Raw genomic sequence first — 18,381 nt, 5'->3', positions numbered from 1 at the left:
GGCCACTCGTGAAACGAGTCGTCACCGCGATTTCCGCTGCCCTCACGCCGATTCTCCTCACCGTCTCCCTGGCAAGCTCCCTGACGACAGGGGCGGCGTCGGCGACCCCGCCCAACATTCCCTCCGCGGCCACCGCCGCGAGCAGGCTCGCGACGCTCACCGTCGCCGCGGAGACGAACCAGTCCTCCTACAGCCGGTCGTTGTTCAACCACTGGATCACCATCAGCGGCTCCTGCAACACCCGGGAGACGGTCCTCAAAAGGGACGGTACGGGAGTGGTCGTCGACTCCGGTTGCGCGGCCACCTCCGGCCGGTGGTACTCCCCGTTCGACGGCGCCACCTGGACCGCCGCGAGTGACGTCGACATCGACCACATGGTGCCGCTGGCCGAGGCGTGGCGTTCGGGCGCCTATGCGTGGACCAGCGCGCAGCGCCAGGACTACGCGAACGATCTGGGCGGGCCCGAACTGTGGGCGGTGACCGACAACGTCAACCAGGCCAAGGGCGACCAGGACCCCTCGACGTGGCGGCCGCCGCTGGCGAGCTTCAACTGCACCTACGCCAGGGCGTGGATCCAGGTGAAGTACTACTGGAAGCTGACCCTGCAGAGCTCGGAGAAGAGCGCCCTGCAGAGCATGCTCGCGACCTGCTGAGCCTCCCGCCCCGCCGCCCCGCCGCCCCGCCGCCCCGCCGTCCCCGTGACGTCCCCGTGCCGCCCGGGGCCGGTGTCCCCGCGTCCTCCGGGGGCGGTGGCGGTGGGGTGCCCGGCCCTCGGAGTCGTGACGTCGCGAGGAGGGTGATCATCTTGGTTACGTGATATTCCGTGGCACCGAATGTCCGCCGAACTCCATATCGGATCACATTCCTCATGAAAGGGCGACATCGAGACCGGTGCGGGTGAATGCCCCGGGTTATTCGACGGCCGCGCGGAAAACGCCCGAAAGCGCGGGGCCGTCACGTGTCGAGCCGCACACGAAGGGTAGTCGTTCTTCGAAGGGATTCCCCGCGAAGGTGGATGTGAAGACGGCGATTCGTGAAACCAGGTGGAGGGCTTCGGGCATGAAGACGGGAAAACTCACGGAGGTATTTCTGGACAGCGCCTATGAATCGGTCGGACGGGCACGCCATGAGACGCGTGAGGCCCTCGGTCCTGACCACGTCCTGCTGTCCGATGTCGTCCAGGTGGTCTCCGAGTTGCTGGCGAACGCCGTGGAGCATGCCGACCGCGGCCTGGTGGACGACCTGATCGGCCTCACCCTGACCGCCACCCACGACTCCGTCCACGTCGAGGTCTCCGACCCCGGCTCCGCCTCCCGCATGCCGCACATCTCGTGGCACCGGCCTTTCGAGGCCAGACGCGGTCGGGGCCTGCTCATCGTCGACCGGCTCTCGGGTGGACGCTGGGGGACCCGCGAGCACGGTCGCGGGCTGGGCCGGACGGTGTGGTGCGCCATCCCCTACGTGCGGCCGGAGCCGGCCGGTGACGAGAGCGACGAGGCGGAGCGTCTTTCCGTGACCTGCCGGAACTGAGTCGGTCTGGAGCGTTCCCGGGACCGGCGATCCGGGCCGGGGCGGACGTGTCCGGCCCGGCCCCGGGGATGGAACGGGAAGTAATCTACTTTGTAAAGGGCGGAGGCCTCACGCCTGGCCCTTGATCTCCAAGCGGAGCAGGGCCTTGGCGATCGGGTGCGCCGTCAGCCCGATCTGCCACTCCCTGGCACCCAGCTCGCGCAGTCGGGCGACTACGCTCTCGTCGTTGATGACCGGGGGTGGTTCCCAGGTCAGGCGGCGTATCGCGTCGGGCTGGATCAGGTTCTCCGCGGGCATGTGGTGCTCGTCGGCGAGCGCGGCCACCACGGCCCTGGCGGCGGCGAGCCGGCGGGCGGCCACCGGGTCGCGGTCCATCCACCGGTTGGCCGGCGGCGGCCCGTCGCCGGGGGCGCTGGGCTGCGGCAGCTCCGAGTCGGGCAGCGAGCGGGCGGTGCCGATCGCGGCCAGCCAGTCGCGCAGGTGCCGCCGGGCGCTGCGGCCGGTGAACGGGGGGATGTCGGTGAGCGCCTTGGTGGTGCGGGGCAGCTCCAGCGCGGCTGTCACGATCGCCGAGTCGGGCAGGACCCGGCCGGGAGCGACGTCGGACTGACGGGCGAGCTCGTCGCGGAGTGTCCACAGCTCCCGTACCACCGCCAGCCCGCGCAGCGAGCGGACCTTGTGGATCCCCGAGGTGCGCCGCCACGGGTCGGAGCGCGGGGCGGGGGCCTTGTGCGCGAGCACGGCGGCGAACTCCTCCCGTGCCCACGCCAGCTTGCCGCTGGAGATCAGCTCCTCGTGCAGGGCATCGCGGAGCTCGATCAGGACCTCGACGTCGAGGGCGGCGTAGCGCAGCCAGTCCTCCGGCAGGGGGCGGGTGGACCAGTCGGCGGCCGAGTGGCCCTTCTCCAGCCTGAATCCGAGGACGTTCTCGACCATCAGGCCGAGCCCGACCCGCTCGTGGCCGAGCAGCCGACCGGCCAGCTCGGTGTCGAACAGCTCTCGCGGGTGGAAGCCCACCTCCGCCAGGCACGGCAGGTCCTGGGAGGCCGCGTGCAGCACCACCTCCGCGTCGGCGAGCGCCGCGTCGAGCTCCGACAGGTCGGGACAGCGGATGGGGTCGATCAGGGCGCTTCCCGCGCCGGCGCGGCGCAGCTGGACGAGATAGGCGCGGCCGCTGTAGCGGTAGCCGGAGGCGCGCTCGGCGTCGACGGCGACGGGGCCTGTGCCCTCGGCGAAGGCGCGCACCACGCGCGCGAGAGCCGCCGGGTCCTCGACGACGGGTGGGATTCCCTCACGAGGTTCCAGCAGCGGGACTACGGTCGTCTCATCGGTCACGTTCTGAAGGGCTCCGGATCTTCGCGACGGCGCGGCAGTGCCGCCACGTCGGGTGGCAGGGGTGGCATGCCCGCGGCAAGGCACATCAGGTCGCACCAGGCGGCGACATGGCCGGAGAGGTCCTCCTGCAGCGGCGACCAGGATGCGCGCAGCTCCAGCTCCGTGGTCACCGGGTCTTCGGCCTTGTTGCCGAATCCCTCGGAGACCGCCCGGGTGACGGTGCCTCCGGCGGCGGCGTAGTCGGCGCCGTGGGCGTCGAGCGACTCGGTGAGCCAGCTCCACGCGACGGGTCCGAGCAGCGGGTCTTCGGTGATCTCCGGCTCCATGTCGGCTCGCACGTAGGCGACGAGCCTGAACTGGCCGTCCCAGCCGCGTTGGCCGTCGGGGTCGAAGAGCACGATGAGGCGGCCGACGGCGAGCTCGTCGTCGTCGCGGTACACCGACGCGCCGATCGCGGCCGAGTAGGGGGCCAGGCGCTGCGGGGCCGGGATGTCCTCCAGCTCGATCTCGGGCCTGACCTCCGCGGGGTGCATGCTCGCCACCGCGCGCCTGAAGGCGGCGGGAGCGGGCGGCGCGTCACCGACGGTCATATCGGAAGCGTAGGTCGAAACTGATCGCATGGGGACCACTGGGGTGCGTATAGGAGCCATTGAAACCGATCAAGCCGTTGCCGACGGCCTGCGAGGGGCGAGGGTGAGCCCGCCGACGGGAACTTCCGGGAGGAGTTCGTGACCGCGCTCGGCGCGGACCCGTTCCGTGCCGGCCCATTTGTGACGCTCGCCCCGGTCGTGACCGCGGGGATGGGATCGTTGGTGGGGACCCCGCCCGCGGGCGCAGGAGGCACGGTGCTCACCGCGACGTTCGGGTGAACTCCACATGGTGGACATCGCACGGGCCTTTCGTCGGGTCGTGGTCCGACGTTGGCACGTCGCGCCGACATTTCCGCGCAGCGTGCTCGGCGTGTCCCCAAAGTGGTGCGGGAATCGATGCCGCGCGGTGACTTGGCGAACATTTGGACCAGCCGAGGGCCGGGCCAGGATCGCCGATGAGAGGAACTGTACCCGGAAACATGATCGCCTCGCTCCGCCTGTTGTCACCTGCCGCGTGTCAACATCGGATTTCAGTGGACGAAGCTCTCAAAACCGGTAAGACGCGATCGTTGTCATCGCTTGACAGTGTCTGTGGGGTGTGACGTGCGATCTCATTGAATAGTCGGTGATTTCGTATTGAACTCATCGGCCGAGGGCCTTGGTGAGCCGAGCGGTCTGTCGGCATGGCACCCTGGTGGGGTGACTTCCGAGCTCGTCGACTCCGCTTTCCTGCGCGCCTGCCGCCGCCGGCCCGTTCCTCACACGCCGGTGTGGTTCATGCGCCAGGCCGGTCGCTCGCTGCCCGAATACCGGGCGCTTCGCGAGGGAGTGCCGATGCTCACGGCCTGCGCCACCCCCGAGCTGGTCGTGGAGATCACGATGCAGCCGGTCCGCCGCTACGGCGTGGACGCGGCCATCCTCTTCAGTGACATCGTGGTCCCGCTCAAGGCGATCGGCATCGACCTCGACATCAAGCCGGGCATCGGACCGGTGGTGGCCGCGCCGATCAGGGACGCCGGGGCGGCCGAGGCGCTGCGGCCGATCGAGCCGGACGACGTCTCCTACGTCACCGAGGCCGTCCAGGCGCTGACGAAGGAGCTGGGCGCGACCCCCCTCATCGGGTTCGCGGGAGCGCCGTTCACGCTGGCCTCCTACCTCATCGAGGGCGGCCCCTCCAAGAACCACGACCACACCAAGGCCATGATGTACGGCGAGCCGGAGCTGTGGCACGCCCTCATGGACCGGCTGACCCAGATCACCCTGGGTTTCCTGCGCGTGCAGCTCGCCGCCGGGGCCTCCGCCGTCCAGCTCTTCGACTCCTGGGTCGGCGCGGTGTCACCCGACGACTACCGCGAGTTCGTCCTCCCCTACACCAGCCGGATCTTCGAGGGCCTGGCAGACCTGGACGTCCCGCGCATCCACTTCGGTGTCGGCACCGGCGAGCTGCTCGGCCTGCTCGGCCAGGCGGGGGCCGACGTCGTGGGCGTCGACTGGCGGGTCCCGCTCGACGAGGCCGCCTCACGGGTCGGCCCCGGCAAGGCGCTGCAGGGCAATCTGGATCCGGCGATCCTGCTCGCCCCCTGGAAGGTCGTCGAGCGCCGCGCGGGCGAGATCCTCGCCCGCGCGGCCGAGACCGAGGGCCACGTGTTCAACCTGGGCCACGGAGTGCTGCCCGGCACCGACCCCGACCAGCTGGCCCGCCTCACCGACTTCGTCCACGAGACCTCGGCCCGCTGACCGGACCCGGGTCCCCGACCGCAGACGCCCCATCGCGGGCGATCGGGTGCCCGGCCCGCGCGCCCCGGGCGTTCACCCGGGGGCGCCTCCCCTCCCTGGGCTCATGGGAACGGGCCCTTCGCCCTCGCTCTCCTCTGCGTTCTCGTCGTCCTCCGCCTCGTCGTAGCGGTCCGGCTCGGCGGCCGCGGGGGAGGGGTCGAGCGGCCCGCCGCCACGTCCTGAGCGCCGTCCGCGGCGCAGGAGGGCCACCGCGAGCCAGACCAGGCCGATGAGGACGAGCCAGGGGAGCAGCACGCCCAGGAGCGTCAGGCCGACCTTGACGGCGGTGACGAAGGCGCTCCACCCCGTCCGCAGGCCGCCGAGGAAACCGGACGGCTCGTCATCCTCCTGCGGAACCACCGTCGCGGGGCCGACCAGGTTCAGCGTCAGCGTCGCCACGCTCGTCTGTGAGGCGAGGGTCTTCTGCCTCGCCTGCAGGGACTCCAGCTCGCTCTCGCGGTTGGAGACCTCCCGCTCCACCTCAAGCACCTCGCCGATGGTGTTGGCCCGCTTCAGCAGCGTGCGCAGCGAGTCGAGCGCGGCCCTCGCCGACTTCAGCCGGCTCTCCACGTCGGCCACCTGCTCGGTGACGTCCTCGGTGTTCTGCTGCAGCGACTCGCGCGTGCCCAGATCCTTGCCCAGCCGGTCGAGCGCGCCGGGATAGTTCCCCGGCGGGATCTTGAAGACCAGCGTCGCGGAGCCCTCGCCGCCGGAGTGGGCGTCCGACCTCTCCATGGCCAGGTAGCCGCCCGCGGCGGTGACGATCTGCCGTGCCCGCTCGGCGGCGGCGGTGACGTCCTTGGCCCTGACCGTCATCTCCGCCGTGTAGATGATGGCCCGGTCCTGCGGGACGACCTTCACCTGGGCGGTCTTCTGGGCCTCGTTCTTCGGGGCGGTGTCCCTGCCCGAGGCGTCCTGCGGGGCCGCCTCGCCGACCTGGACGTCCCCCCGCGCGCCGGAGCCGGCGGCGGGTGCCACGGCGTCGGACGCGCTCTGCGACTCGACCCCCCCTCCGCAGGCGGACACCAACAGCGCCAGGACCACCAGGGGGGCGGCCAGGCGCGGACCACACCGGATTCTGCTCACTGATCTCATGAACCTCCTGACGCCCGGCGCGGTGAGGCGGTTCGACGCGGGCAGTCACGATGGCGTCACGTTCTTCGCGCCGCCGGGTCACGGAGGTACCGGGGGCGTGAGCGGGATACGCGGGCGCGGGGAGGGGGCGATACGGTCGGGAGTCATGGAAGGCAAGCGGAGGCATGTGGTGGTCGTCGGCGGCGGGATCGCCGGGCTGGCCGCCGCGTGGCACCTGCGAGGGCGCGGCGAGCACCTCAGGGTGACCGTTCTCGACGGCGCCTCGCGGATCGGTGGCAAGCTCCACGCCACCGAGGTGGCGGGAGTCATGATGGACGCGGGTGCCGAGGCGATGCTCGCCCGGCGGCCCGAGGGCAAGGAGCTGGCCGGGCTGGCCGGGCTGGGCGACGAGCTGATGTCTCCCGGCACCGTCAAGGCGGGCATCCTGACCAGGGGGTCGCTGCGGCCCATGCCGGAGGGCCACGTCATGGGCGTTCCCTCCGACGTCCTCGCGCTGGCCAGGTCGGGCATCCTGAGCCCGGCGGGCCTCGCCCGGGTGCCCCTGGACCACATCCTTCCGGCCACGCGCGTCACCACCGACGTGTCGGTCGCGGCGTACATCCGGGCCAGGATGGGCGAGGAGGTGGTCGACCGGCTCGTCGAACCGCTGCTCGGCGGCGTCTACGCGGGCCGGGCCGAGCGGCTGTCGCTGGACGCGACCATGCCGAGGATCGCGATCGCTGCCAGGTCGGATCGGTCACTGCTCGCCGCGACCAGGGAGATCGTCGCCGACACCCCCAAGGACGCCGGCCCCGTCTTCACCACCCTGAGGCGAGGGATGGGCAGCCTGCCCGAGGCCGTCGCCGCCGCCTCGGGGGCCGAGATCAGGACCGGCGTCACGGTCAGGGAGCTGCGGCGGACCGAGGACGGCTGGCTGCTGGTCACCGGACCCGTCCCCGCCCCGGAGACCGTCGAGGCCGACGCGGTGATCATCGCCGTTCCCGCCCCCGCGGCGAGCCGCCTGCTCGCCGGGGAGGTGCCCCGGGCCGCCGCGGAGCTGGCCAGGATCGAGTACGCCAGTATGGCCATCGTCACTCTCGCCTACCCGCGCGAGGCGTTTCCCTCCCTGCCGGCCGGCAGCGGCTACCTGGTCCCGGCCGTCGACGGGCGGCCGATCAAGGCCACCACGTTCAGCTCGGTCAAGTGGCCGCATCTGACCGAGAGCGATTCCGGTCTGGTCCTGCTGCGCTGCTCGATCGGCAGGATCGGTGAGGAGAGCGTGCTGCAGCGCGACGACGCGGAGCTGGTCGCGCTGGCGATCGCCGAGATGGTCGAGGTCATGGGCGTGCGCGGGCTGCCCCGCGACTCGCGGGTGACCCGGTGGGGAGGGTCTCTGCCGCAGTACGAGGTGGGCCACCTCGACCGGGTGGCCCGCATCCGGTCGGCCGCGGCGGACCAGCCCGGCCTGGCCCTGTGCGGTGCCGCCTACGACGGTCTCGGCATTCCCGCCTGCGTCGCCACCGCCCGTACTGCGGCGGCCCGGATTCTCGACCACCTCGATCCCGCGAGAGAATGGCGGGACAGCACCGATTCGTTGACAAAGGGGTGACGATGACGGACGCTAACCCGCGCCCCAAGGCGCGCGACCTGAACCAGGTGATCCGCTACACGATGTGGTCGGTCTTCAGGATGAAGGAGCGCTGTCCGGGCCACCGGGAGGGCATGGCCGCCGAGGTCGAGGAGCTCATGGCCCAGATGGGGCGCAAGGACGTGGTCACCCGCGGCCTGTACGACGTGGCGGGTTTCCGCGCCGACGCCGACTTCATGTTCTGGTGGCACGCTCCGACGGCGGAGGACCTGCAGGAGACCTACTCGCGCTTCCGCCGCACCGGCCTGGGACAGCTGGCCGAGCCGGTCTGGTCGGCCATGGCGCTGCACCGCCCGGCCGAGTTCAACAAGTCACACATCCCGGCCTTCCTGGCCGAGGAGGAGCCGCGGGCGTACGTGAGCGTCTACCCGTTCGTGCGTTCCCTGGAGTGGTATCTCCTGGACGACGCCGACCGCCGCCGGATGCTCGCCGAGCACGGCAGGATGGCCCGCGACTACCCCGACGTGCGGGCCAACACCGTCGCCTGCTTCTCGCTGAACGACTACGAGTGGATGCTGGCCTTCGAGGCCGACGAGTTGCACCGCATCGTCGACCTGATGCGCGTCCTGCGAGGCGCCGAGGCCCGGCGGCACACCCGCGAGGAGACGCCCTTCTACACGGGGGTCCGCAAGCCGACGAGCGAACTGATCGCGGCGCTGCCGTAGCCTCCGCGTCTCCCCTTCGCCGCGGGGCTGCGACCCGGCGGCGCAGGGGAGGCGTCGCCGGCACACTCCGTAAACCTCTCGAAACCCGCGAGGTTCGGAAGTTTCGTGAGGTGAGGGAAGTGTCTCCTGTGACGACCCGGCGGAAAATAATCCTCTGAAGGTCTCTTTACCGTCCCTTGGCTTTGTCATACTCGGGGAAAATCACCCGTCTATGTGAGGCCAAAGGTGAAGAGGGGCGAAGATCTGGCACGATCCAGGCGACGTGCTCGGGGGCGCCGGAGAAAGAAGTCTCGCTCACGCGTTCTTGAGGTCTCGGCGGCCGTCACCGCCTTCGCCGTGGGGGTCCTCGCGGTGAGCGGGTGGTTTTCCGGTGATCAGGCCCCGGCGGGCGGGGCGGCCCCGGCGCCGGTCCCGAGTGCCGTTCCCCACGCCGCACCGCCGCGGTCCCCCGTGTCGGGCGCGGTGGTGGCCGCCGAGGTGGACGGGAAGGGGGCGAAGAGCGAGGAGGAGACCGCGAAGCGGTCCAAAGCCGAGAAGAAGCGGCAGAAAGACAGGGAGGCCGAGGCCTCGGGGCCGTCCAAGCACACCGACAAGAAGGCGGTGGCCTACTTCGAGAGCCGTAAGGCGACCAAGCGGGTCAAGGACATCCGAATGGTCGGCGGCTATCTGCGGATATATACGGACCTGCCGGAGAGTGCGAGTAACTCGAAGCAGGCGATCAAGCTCTGTGAGGCGGGTGTCGACTATCTCGTCGGAGAGCTCGGCGTGCCCAGCCCCGTGGTCTTCGTCCAGGCCGAGTTCGGGGAGAACGGCAACCCGGTCCTGGCCAACGTCCTCGGCCCTGACGACCCCGACTGCCGCCTCACCTATCCGAGTCCGCGATAGTCGACGCGGCGCGCCACCGGGGTCACCCGGACCCGGGTCCTGCCGCAGATCGAGCAGCGCTGGGTGACCACCCGGCCGATGGTCTCGATGATCTCCCATTTGTGGCGGAGATGCACGAGGACTCCTTAGACGATCACACTAAGCGAAATCATGAATACCATGGGTTGTCTCGCTCTGCCCCTCCTGGCGGCTCGTTAACCTTCCGGACGGAGCGACATGACTGTCCGATCGCGTTGAAGGCCCCACCGGAGGTGTGCTCCGGAGAGGCCTTCACGGGTGTGAGCCGGTAGCTTACTCGACTGGCTCCAGTCTCAGCGAGACGGAGTTGATGCAGTATCGGTCGTCGGTGGGGGTGCCGTAACCCTCGCCGTGGAACACGTGGCCGAGATGCGAGTCGCAGGTCGCGCACCTGACCTCGACGCGGGTCATGCCCATCGAGCGATCCTCGATCAGGGTCACCGCCTCGGACTTCGATGGCTCGTAGAAGCTCGGCCAGCCGCAGTGGCTGTCGAATTTGGTATCGGACCGGAACAGTTCGGTGCCGCAGGCGCGGCAGCTGTAGACGCCCACCGTCTTGGTGTCGACGTACTCCCCGGTGAAGGCGCGCTCGGTCCCCGCCTGGCGGAGCACGCGGAACTCCTCGGGAGAGAGCTGGACGCGCCACTCGGCGTCGCTCTTTACCACCTTGTCCATTCCACCAGCCTATGCGGTCGCCGGAGCGGGCGGAGGAAGGAGATCCGGGGCCGGGGGCGGTCGGGAAGGGGTACGTCCGGCGACGCCTCCCGTGTGTCGTGCGCGCCCGGAAAAATCTTGAAGGGCGAAGCATCCTTTTGTGGCCGTTTTGGCGTCTTTAGGTATGTGGAGGGTGTTTCACCTTCCCGCTGAGGGGGAGATCATCTGCCGGCCGTTCCACGCTCTGCGGATCGGCCATGATGCCACCGTCCGGGCGGCGCGCCAGCGTCTGGACGTCGGTGGGTACGACAGATGATCATGCGGTCCGTCCCGTCGAGTGCCCGGTCCCGCCGCCGCGGCGGCTCCGGGGCGGACCACCCGTTTCGCCCGTCGTTCCCGGCTCGCCGCCTGTGAGGGCGCTCCCGAGGGAGATGCGCGCGGTGTGTCCCGGGTGCCGGTTGATCTACGGTGGTTGCTGACCGGCGGGCGACCGCCCGCGCCTCCCCTGCCCAGGACGGACTCCCTTGAGCGACCGCGACAACAGTACGGCACCCGTCGACCCCCGCCCGGCGGGCCGCTCCCACATCGGGGTCAGCTGCAGCTTCGTCTGCCACGACGGCGAGGGACGCGTCCTTCTTCACCTGCGCGGCCCCAAGGCGAGAGACAGCCGCGAGGTGTGGGACTCCGGGGCGGGCGAACTCGGTTTCGGCGAGGACTTCGAGGAGTGTGTGCGGCGCGAGGTGGGGGAGGAGTTCGGTGCCACCGCCCTGGGCCTGGTCCAGGTGGGGGTGGCCAACGTGAGGCGGACCTCGGGAGACGTGTCGACCCACTGGGTGTCCGTCCAGTTCGCAGTGCTGGTCGACCCGCGCGAGGTCACGCCGTCGGAGCCGGACCGCATCGGGAACCTGACCTGGTTCGGCGAGGACGAACTACCGACCGGCCTTCACCCCGCGCTGCCGAGCCTGCTCGCCCGCGCGGCACCCCACATCGGCTGGTCGGCCGTGCGTACCTGAACGGCGCCCCCTGGAAAGCGCCGAGCCTGCTCGGGTCCGTCCTCGCATGGCTTCCTTGAGGCGGATGGTGGCTGTTTACCCGCGTTATCGCCATATGGGGCATTAGAGTGCGTATGGCATTTTTGATCTTGAGTCGTTTCCTGGAGGATTCGGATGACCACGGCTGACGGCCGCTTCGGGCGGACGGGTAATCCTGAGGTGGACCAGCTGGCGGAGGGGTTCGACAAGCTCTCGGCGCGCTACGAGCGGATGCGTGAGGAGCTGACCGAGATGCGGGCCCACGGCGAGGCGGCCGACGGGCTGGTGAAGGTCGAGGTCGCTCCCGGCGGGGCACTGCTCGGCGTCGACATCAATCCCAGGGCGATGAGACTGGGCTCGGAGGCGCTGGGGGAGGCGATCATGGAGGCCGTGGGGGAGGCCTCGAAGATGGCGGCCGCCCGGATGGACGAGGTGCTGGCACCCCTGCTCGGCGGCATGACAGGGTTCAGTGAGGCGCTGCAGGGGCGGATGCCCACCCTGGACCCGGAGGGGGGTCTCTCCGCGGATCCACGGGTCGCCGAGGCGCTGCGGAACCTGCGGGAGATGCGCGACAAGTACCAGGTCTGAGGCGGCTCCCGCACCGGGTCCACGGCGACGCCGACGTTCACGCGATGCGCGACGAGGGCACCGGGTCGCGTCCGTGTCGACGCGCGTGCCGGGTAGGAGATCCGACGCGGTCGCACACGACGCGGGGCGGGGGCATGACGTGCCCCCGCCCCGCGTGCGCGATCAGGTGTAGGACCAGCCTTCCCCCGGCGATCTGGTCGCGCTCTTGCGCACGATGTCGTCGAAGTCCGTCTTGCCGTCCGTGCCGTCACTGTCGAGGTTGGCCTGCGGCAGGGGGAACTGGTTGTCCGCGCCCATCAGTGCCGTCAGGTTGCCCAGGCTGAAGATGACGGCCGCCGTCGCGCCGACGATCGCGTTGACCGTCGTGCCCATCAGCAGGAGCCCGGACGACTCCTGAGTGGCCTTGGCTATCGCCACCAACGTGGCGCCCTGCGCGGCGACCGGCGGTACGGCCGAGGCCATCATCTGCTTGCCGATCAGCTCGACGATCTCCGAGGCGATGATGATGCCCAGGAGGCTGTCGACGATCATCCCGGCGTTGTTGACGATCTTATGGATCTCCGACTGGGCACCCTGCACCGCGGTGGCCATCTGCGACGCGGCCGTCTCCAGCTGCTGGACCTCCTGGAAGACGATCGCCATGAACCTGTCGAAGGCCTTGCGGTCCTCGCCCTCGGGCCAGGCGGCCTGAACCGCCTTGACCTCGTTGTCCCACTCCCTCGTCCGCAGGTGCAGGAGCTTCAGGTTGACCGTGCGCCAGTCGTTGAACGCCTCGGTGATCGCCTGGTCGTCCCCCGGCTGGGCGAGCAGCCATACGGCCGCCGCGCCCGCCGCGGGCTTGGCCAGCGTCCCGGCCAGCTGGATCTTCGCCAGGGTGGCGGCCCACGCGGGGCCGTAGGTGCCCAGGAGCTTCATCCCACCGATGGTGGCGACCCCGGCTATGGCACCGGTGAAAGCCTCTTCGCCCGCCATGGGGCCTCCTTCCTGTTCAGTCGGTGGGCCCCAGGGCCTTGCCCTTCGTCGCCCTTTCGAGGTCGGCCACGTCCAGCGCGATCTTGCCCTGGAGGTCGGTCGTCTTCAGCGTGTCCTGCGCGCGAATGGCGGTCGCCAGTTCGGCCTCCCGATAGTGGTGCACCACGCTGAGCAGCCCCGCGTTGATGCCGTCGAGGCATTTGACGAAGTCGGCGGCCTGCTTGGCCTGGTACTCACGGGACGGCGTGTAGTTGTTGGCCACTGTGACCGCGCCGATGGCGCCCCACTGGTAGGAGCTGAGCCGTGTGTTCTCGGCCAGGGTGCTGACCTGCTCCGCGATCGGCCGGAAGACCCTGATCAGGTTCTGGGTGGCGGCCTTGAGGGCCTCTGTGTTGACGTCGACCACTGTGCGTCGGCCTCCTGGATGTCACGCGTGCCGCACCCCCGTGGCGCGACTCCTGGTTTCCTGTCTATGAATGAGGAGTAAATCAGGAGAATCAACAACATCACAGGTATCTCTCGATCTTTGTGACAAAGATCAAAAAGCCCGGCGCGATCGAGCGGACTCGACCGTGCCGGGCGCGGAAGCGCGGCGGGAACCGGGGGCGAGGGTCAGCCTCGGCGCCGCCGTGCGGCGGCGAACGTCACGTTCACGCCGATGATCCCGACCCATATGAGCGTCAGGATGAACACGAGGGTTGACTCGCTCAGGCCGGTGTAGGACACCGCGACCGTCCCCGGCACCCCGAGCCCGAGGGAGATGATCGCCAGGGCGAGCCGCTGCCCGGCGTCCAAGGACGGGGGAACTCCGGGGCTCTCCCGGTGGGCGCGGGCGGCGAGCCGGTCGTCCACCCGTTTGTCGATCTCCTGGTCCATCTTCTCCAGGAAGCCCTCGACGAGGGAGTCTTCGTATTCCGGCCCCAGGTGCCTGCGGGCCTCAAGCGAGGCGCGCAGGTCGTCGTCGGAGGAAGGGGTTCGTGGCATATTCGAGATATATCGTTTCTCTGTGGGGAAGTCCAGGCGAATGCCGGTCCGGCCTGGTGGACCTACGAACCCCTCGGCGAGGTCACGGGAGCCCCTGAGCCCCCGATGTCCTTGGCGTCCCCGGCGTCTCCCCGGCGTTTCCGGCGTCCTCAGCATCCTCGGTGTCCCCGGTGCCCTCGACGTCCCTGGGCCCTCGGCGCGGCGGGGGTCGGGTCTCAGGCGGCCCCGGTCTCCTCGTCACGTCGCCGGACGTAACGGGTGAAGAGGAACCCCTCGTCCTCCAGGACGTGGGCGAGGCGCAGGCGAGCGAGCGAGGACGGGCCGTCGAGGACCCTGGCGGCGTCTCCGCCGATCAGTATCGGGCTCACCGTGAGACAGAGTTCGTCGACCAGGTCCGCGGCGGCGAGCTGGGCGTTCACCCTCGGGCCGCCCTCGCACAGCATCCGGCCCAGGCCGCGTTCGGCGAGTTCCCTCACCGCCAGCGCCGGATCCACCCGCTCGCCCCCGGCCACGACCACGTCGGCGTTCCTGGCGGCCTCCTCGCGGCGTTCCCTGGGGGCCGCCTCGCAGGTGATGACGATCGTTCGCGCCTCGGGGTCCGCGTCGGTGAACAGCGGGCCCGACAGGTCGAGATCGAGCCCGCGGGTGATCACCGCCACCGGCGGGACTGCGGGGCGGCCCGCGCGCAGCCCTCGCCACGACGGCCTGGCCCGTACAGGGCCGTACCCCTCGGCCCGTACGGTCGCCGCCCCGGCCACGACGACGTCGGCCAGCCCGCGCAGCACCCAGAAGACCTGGCGGTCGCCCCTGCCGGACAGCTCGCCGGACAAACCCTTCAGCCAGGTCCCGCCGTCGGCGCTGGCGACCATGTTGATCCTGAGGCACGGGTCGTCCGGATAGGCGTAGACCCGCGCGAGATCGACCTCGGCGGAGGTCTCGGGATGGATGAGGCGCATGGCTCTACCTTCGCACGGAGGCGATCTGTGAACTTTCCCGGAATGGTCGATAACGGTTGGGGTGGCTTGTAGTGACTTCGGATGACTCCCGATACATGATTCATCCTTGGAGAGACGGGAGGGTCGTGTGGGGCTTGTCACGATCGTGACATGGTTGATCACCGCGATGGCCGGGATCTACCTGCTGTACCTGTGGCTCTCCGGGGGAGGGCTACGTCAGCAGGCGACCAAGGTCACCCGCTTTCCGACATTGCTGATCTTCGCTCATCCGGTCCTGGCGGTCTCCGCCCTGGCCTGCTGGGTCGTCCACGTGGTCACCTTGGATCCGTTCTTCGCCTGGCTGTCGTTCGGCGTGCTCTCGGCCTCCTCGCTGCTGGGCTTCACCATGTTCACCCGCTGGCTGGGCGCCGGCCGCCACGCCCGTGGCGCCGAGCAGCGCTTCCCCGTGGTCGCCGTCCTGCTGCACGGCGCCGTGGGAGTGGTGACGTTCGTGCTCGTCCTGCTCACCGCCGCGGTTGCGTCCGGTGCTTGAGAGTCCGGTGCCTGAGAGTCCGGGCTCTGAGGGCGTCCGCTGTCCAAGAGGCACGAATGACGTTTCCGCCCGGTGTTCTCGCCCTTGGTCGTGATCGGCGCCTGAGGGATCCCTACAGGCGCGCGCAGCGCAGGATCCGCACCGAGCGCGCGGTCACCTCCACCGAGGCCTCGGCCGGCCAGGACCCCTCGGAGAAGGGAAACGCGTCAGGACCGTCCTCCGCGGTGTCCAGCACGTGCTGCCATCGCTTGCCGTACTTCGCCTCGGGGAGGCTGAAGGCCATGTTCTCGTGGTGAGCGTTGATCAGGAGCAGGAACGAGTCGTCCACGATCCGCTCGCCTCGCGTGTCCGGTTCGGTGATGGCGTCGCCGTTCAGGAACACGGTGAGCGACTTGGCGTAACCGGTGTGCCAGTCACCGGCCGACATCTCCACACCTGCCGGGGTGAGCCAGACGATGTCGCGGGTCCCGTCGTCGGCCTTGTGGCCGTGGAAGAAGCGCCGCCGCTGGAACACGGGATGCTCTCGCCGCAGCTTGGACAGGCTCCTGACGAAGTCGAGGAGGTCTCCCTCGTTTCTGGCGAGTGACCAGTCGATCCAGGAGATCTCGTTGTCCTGGCAGTAGGCGTTGTTGTTGCCGTGCTGGGTCCTGCCGAACTCGTCGCCGGCCAGCAGCATCGGCACACCCTGGGAGACGAACAGGGTGGCCAGGAGGTTGCGGCGCTGGCGCCGGCGCAGGTTCACGATCTCCGGGTCCTCCACCGGGCCCTCGGCCCCGCAGTTCCACGACCGGTTGTCGTCGGTGCCGTCGCGGTTGTTCTCCAGGTTGGCCTCGTTGTGCTTGTGGTCGTAGGAGACCAGGTCGGTCAGGGTGAACCCGTCGTGGCAGGTGACGAAGTTGATGGAAGCCACCGGGCGGCGCCCCGAGATGGCGTAGAGGTCGGCGGATCCGGTCAGCCGGGAGGCGAACTCGGGCAGCGCGGACCCGCTCCCGCGCCAGAAGTCGCGCACGCTGTCGCGGTACTTGCCGTTCCACTCCATCCACAGCGGCGGGAAGTTGCCCACCTGGTAGCCGCCCGGCCCCACGTCCCACGGTTCGGCGATCAGCTTCACCTGGGAGATCACCGGGTCCTGCTGGATCAGGTCGAAGAAGGCGCTCAGCCGGTCGACGTCGTGCAGCTCGCGGGCGAGGGCGGAGGCCAGGTCGAACCTGAAGCCGTCCACGTGCATCTCCAGCACCCAGTAGCGCAGCGAGTCCATGATCAGCTGGAGGGCGTGCGGAGAGCGGACGTTGAGGGAGTTCCCGCAGCCGGTGTAGTCGAGGTAGTAGCGCCGGTCGCCGTCGTGCAGGCGGTAGTACGACCGGTTGTCGATGCCGCGGAAGCCCAGCGTGGGGCCCATGTGATCACCCTCGGCGGTGTGGTTGTAGACCACGTCGAGGATGACCTCGATGCCCGCCTCGTGCAGCGCCCGCACCATCGCCTTGAACTCCAGCACCTGCTCACCGCGCTGGCCCGAGCCGGAGTAGGCGGCGTGCGGGGCGAGGTAGGCGATCGTGTTGTAACCCCAGTAGTTGGTCAGCCCTCTGGCGACCATCGCGTGCTCGGGGACGTACTGGTGCACCGGCATCAGCTCCACCGCGGTGACGCCCAGGCTCAGCAGGTGGTCGATGACCGCCGGGTGGCCCAGCCCCGCGTAGGTGCCGCGCTGCTCCTCGGGCACCGCGGGGTGGCGCATCGTGAGCCCGCGCACGTGCGCCTCGTAGATCACGGTCTGGTGGTACGGGGTCCGGGGCGACCTGTCGTTGCCCCACTCGAAGAACGGGTTGATCACCACGTTCTTCGGCATGAAGGGGGCGGTGTCCTCGTCGTTGCGGTTGCTCGGATCGGTGAACTGGTACGAGAACATCGCCTCGTTCCACTTCACGTCGCCCTCGACGGCCTTGGCGTAGGGATCGAGGAGCAGCTTGGAAGGATTGCACCGGTGCCCCTGGGAGGGGTTGTAGGGACCGTGGACCCGGTAGCCGTACCGCTGTCCCGGCATGATCCCCGGGACGTAGCCGTGCCAGACGAATCCGTCGACCTCGGTCAGCTCGACGCGCTCCTCGCGGTCGTCGTCTCCGAAAAGGCAGAGCTCGACACGCTCCGCTACCTCGGAGAACAGTGAGAAGTTGGCACCCACGCCATCCCAGGTGGCGCCGAGCGGATAAGACTCTCCCGGCCAGACTGCGCGCATGTGACCCTATTCTCCTCTGGTAAGGCTCCCCTGTGCAGGGTGTTCTCGCCTCTGTCACTTTAAGGTGGTATTGAGGAGTTTCGTATCCAGGGTTTGGCGTGCTTTCCGTACCTACCGTTTCTGTGCATGGTCTGTGACCACGCGTGTCCGGCGGGGACACGCGTGGCCGCGAAGACGTCGTACTCGGCCCGCCGCCGACCACTCAGGGTGACCGGTTCGAGGCGGTTGCCCGCTGAAGGAGGCCCGGCCGGGTGAGTGCCCGGCCGGAGCGGTTCGGTCCCCGGTCAGCCCGATCGCGCGCCTACGGCCGTGATCGGCGTCGTGCGCGTACGGCTGTGATCAGCTCAGCAGCTCGGCGTTGAGGCTGATCGTCGTGCCCGAGAGGGCCTTGCTCACCGGGCAGTTGGCCTTGGCGGTCTCGGCCGCCTCCTGGAACTGCTCGGCCGTGAGGCCGGGAACCTGCGCGCGGACCGAGATGACGATCCCGGTGATGCCCTCACCCGGCTGGAAGGTCACGTCGGCCTTCGTCTCCACGGTCTGGGGCGGGGTGCCCGCCTGGGCCAGCCCGTGGGAGAGGGCCATCGAGAAGCACGAGGAGTGGGCGGCCGCGATGAGCTCCTCGGGAGAGGTCTTACCATTGGCCTGCTCGGCGCGCGAGGGCCAGGACACGTCGAACGTGCCCACCCCGGAGGAGTCGAGGGAGACGCTGCCGGAACCGTCGAGCAGCGCGCCCTTCCACTGGGTCGTCGCGGTACGTGTCGTCGCCATGGCGATTGTCCTTTCGATCATGAACCGTTGGCCATGACCGACCCTACTCGGCGCCGGTGCCCGGCCCGGGGGGGGGCGCGGCCCGCGGCCGCGCCGGGCCCGGGGGGGCGGCGGGGGCGGGGGCGGGGGGGGCGGCGGGAGG

At 69.7% G+C, this 18,381-nt stretch carries 20 protein-coding genes; 9 read left to right on the top strand and 11 right to left on the bottom strand.

From position 1 onward, the window contains the following. Positions 1-8: 8 nt before the first annotated feature. Positions 9-653, top strand: coding sequence for an HNH endonuclease family protein (locus ABZ664_RS15060; protein WP_362508751.1), 645 nt, complete (start codon positions 9-11; stop codon positions 651-653). A 406-nt stretch (positions 654-1,059) separates the two neighbouring features. Further along, positions 1,060-1,530 carry an ATP-binding protein gene (locus ABZ664_RS15055; RefSeq protein WP_362508748.1) on the top strand — a complete coding sequence of 157 codons (471 nt, stop codon included), beginning with the start codon at positions 1,060-1,062 and terminating at the stop codon, positions 1,528-1,530. A 108-nt stretch (positions 1,531-1,638) separates the two neighbouring features. Here ABZ664_RS15055 and ABZ664_RS15050 read toward each other — a convergent pair whose 3' ends face one another. Both ABZ664_RS15050 and ABZ664_RS15045 read right to left on the bottom strand, forming a co-directional pair. Further along, positions 1,639-2,865, bottom strand: coding sequence for an HRDC domain-containing protein (locus tag ABZ664_RS15050; protein WP_362508745.1), 1,227 nt, complete (start codon positions 2,863-2,865; stop codon positions 1,639-1,641). Next, positions 2,862-3,455: a DUF3000 domain-containing protein gene (locus ABZ664_RS15045; protein WP_362508742.1), complete on the bottom strand. Its 594-nt coding sequence runs from the start codon at positions 3,453-3,455 to the stop codon at positions 2,862-2,864. The genes ABZ664_RS15050 and ABZ664_RS15045 overlap by 4 nt, the downstream gene beginning before the upstream one ends. A 699-nt stretch (positions 3,456-4,154) precedes the next feature. On the opposite strand from ABZ664_RS15045, the gene hemE reads away from it, so the two are divergent. Beyond that, positions 4,155-5,192 (top strand): uroporphyrinogen decarboxylase, encoded by a 1,038-nt coding sequence (gene hemE / locus ABZ664_RS15040; protein ID WP_362508739.1) that lies wholly within the window; start codon positions 4,155-4,157, stop codon positions 5,190-5,192. 72 nt (positions 5,193-5,264) lie between these two features. Here hemE and ABZ664_RS15035 read toward each other — a convergent pair whose 3' ends face one another. Beyond that, positions 5,265-6,317: a DUF4349 domain-containing protein gene (locus ABZ664_RS15035; protein ID WP_362508736.1), complete on the bottom strand. Its 1,053-nt coding sequence runs from the start codon at positions 6,315-6,317 to the stop codon at positions 5,265-5,267. A 154-nt stretch (positions 6,318-6,471) separates the two neighbouring features. On the opposite strand from ABZ664_RS15035, the gene hemG reads away from it, so the two are divergent. The 3 genes from hemG to ABZ664_RS15020 all read left to right on the top strand — a co-directional run bounded on the left by hemG (position 6,472) and on the right by ABZ664_RS15020 (position 9,503). Next, on the top strand, positions 6,472-7,914 hold the full coding sequence (gene hemG, locus ABZ664_RS15030; RefSeq protein WP_362508733.1) for a protoporphyrinogen oxidase: 1,443 nt from the start codon (positions 6,472-6,474) through the stop codon (positions 7,912-7,914). Between the two features lie 2 nt (positions 7,915-7,916). Continuing rightward, positions 7,917-8,618 (top strand): hydrogen peroxide-dependent heme synthase, encoded by a 702-nt coding sequence (gene hemQ / locus ABZ664_RS15025; RefSeq protein ID WP_362508730.1) that lies wholly within the window; start codon positions 7,917-7,919, stop codon positions 8,616-8,618. Between the two features lie 351 nt (positions 8,619-8,969). Continuing rightward, the gene (locus tag ABZ664_RS15020; protein ID WP_362508727.1) at positions 8,970-9,503 is read left to right on the top strand and encodes a hypothetical protein; all 534 of its coding nucleotides are present in this window, start codon (positions 8,970-8,972) and stop codon (positions 9,501-9,503) included. On the opposite strand, the gene ABZ664_RS15015 is transcribed toward ABZ664_RS15020, so the two are convergent. Beyond that, the gene (locus tag ABZ664_RS15015; RefSeq protein WP_362508724.1) at positions 9,485-9,619 is read right to left on the bottom strand and encodes a hypothetical protein; all 135 of its coding nucleotides are present in this window, start codon (positions 9,617-9,619) and stop codon (positions 9,485-9,487) included. The genes ABZ664_RS15020 and ABZ664_RS15015 overlap by 19 nt on opposite strands. A gap of 175 nt (positions 9,620-9,794) precedes the next feature. Then, positions 9,795-10,196, bottom strand: a complete 402-nt coding sequence (gene msrB / locus ABZ664_RS15010) for a peptide-methionine (R)-S-oxide reductase MsrB (RefSeq protein ID WP_362508721.1) — start codon at positions 10,194-10,196, stop codon at positions 9,795-9,797. 503 nt (positions 10,197-10,699) lie between these two features. On the opposite strand from msrB, the gene ABZ664_RS15005 reads away from it, so the two are divergent. Then, positions 10,700-11,188 carry an NUDIX domain-containing protein gene (locus ABZ664_RS15005; protein ID WP_362508717.1) on the top strand — a complete coding sequence of 163 codons (489 nt, stop codon included), beginning with the start codon at positions 10,700-10,702 and terminating at the stop codon, positions 11,186-11,188. Positions 11,189-11,341: 153 nt separating this feature from the next. Then, on the top strand, positions 11,342-11,794 hold the full coding sequence (locus tag ABZ664_RS15000) for a YbaB/EbfC family nucleoid-associated protein (RefSeq protein ID WP_350946706.1): 453 nt from the start codon (positions 11,342-11,344) through the stop codon (positions 11,792-11,794). Between the two features lie 162 nt (positions 11,795-11,956). On the opposite strand, the gene ABZ664_RS14995 is transcribed toward ABZ664_RS15000, so the two are convergent. The 4 genes from ABZ664_RS14995 to ABZ664_RS14980 form a co-directional block, all read right to left on the bottom strand. Then, a complete protein-coding gene (locus tag ABZ664_RS14995) occupies positions 11,957-12,766 on the bottom strand; it encodes a hypothetical protein (protein WP_362508714.1) in 810 nt (269 codons plus the stop codon). A 16-nt stretch (positions 12,767-12,782) separates the two neighbouring features. Beyond that, the gene (locus tag ABZ664_RS14990; RefSeq protein ID WP_362508711.1) at positions 12,783-13,172 is read right to left on the bottom strand and encodes a hypothetical protein; all 390 of its coding nucleotides are present in this window, start codon (positions 13,170-13,172) and stop codon (positions 12,783-12,785) included. Positions 13,173-13,378: 206 nt separating this feature from the next. Further along, positions 13,379-13,750, bottom strand: coding sequence for a hypothetical protein (locus tag ABZ664_RS14985; RefSeq protein ID WP_362508709.1), 372 nt, complete (start codon positions 13,748-13,750; stop codon positions 13,379-13,381). A gap of 215 nt (positions 13,751-13,965) precedes the next feature. Next, positions 13,966-14,706: a pyrimidine reductase family protein gene (locus ABZ664_RS14980; protein ID WP_362508706.1), complete on the bottom strand. Its 741-nt coding sequence runs from the start codon at positions 14,704-14,706 to the stop codon at positions 13,966-13,968. Between the two features lie 145 nt (positions 14,707-14,851). Here ABZ664_RS14980 and ABZ664_RS14975 point away from each other — a divergent pair, with 145 nt between their 5' ends. Next, on the top strand, positions 14,852-15,238 hold the full coding sequence (locus ABZ664_RS14975) for a hypothetical protein (RefSeq protein ID WP_362508703.1): 387 nt from the start codon (positions 14,852-14,854) through the stop codon (positions 15,236-15,238). A gap of 112 nt (positions 15,239-15,350) precedes the next feature. Here the strand turns inward: ABZ664_RS14975 and glgX are convergent, their stop codons facing one another. Together glgX and ABZ664_RS14965 are read right to left on the bottom strand one after the other, a co-directional pair. After that, the gene (gene glgX / locus ABZ664_RS14970; protein WP_362508700.1) at positions 15,351-17,471 is read right to left on the bottom strand and encodes a glycogen debranching protein GlgX; all 2,121 of its coding nucleotides are present in this window, start codon (positions 17,469-17,471) and stop codon (positions 15,351-15,353) included. 339 nt (positions 17,472-17,810) lie between these two features. Continuing rightward, positions 17,811-18,239, bottom strand: a complete 429-nt coding sequence (locus ABZ664_RS14965; protein WP_329083919.1) for an OsmC family protein — start codon at positions 18,237-18,239, stop codon at positions 17,811-17,813. Between the last annotated feature and the right edge of the window lie 142 nt (positions 18,240-18,381).

Origin of the sequence: Streptosporangium sp. NPDC006930 (assembly GCF_040635605.1) — a bacterium.
GTDB lineage: Bacteria > Actinomycetota > Actinomycetes > Streptosporangiales > Streptosporangiaceae > Streptosporangium.
Note: the sequence above shows the minus strand (reverse complement) of the source record. Positions and strands in the feature narration are given on the sequence as shown.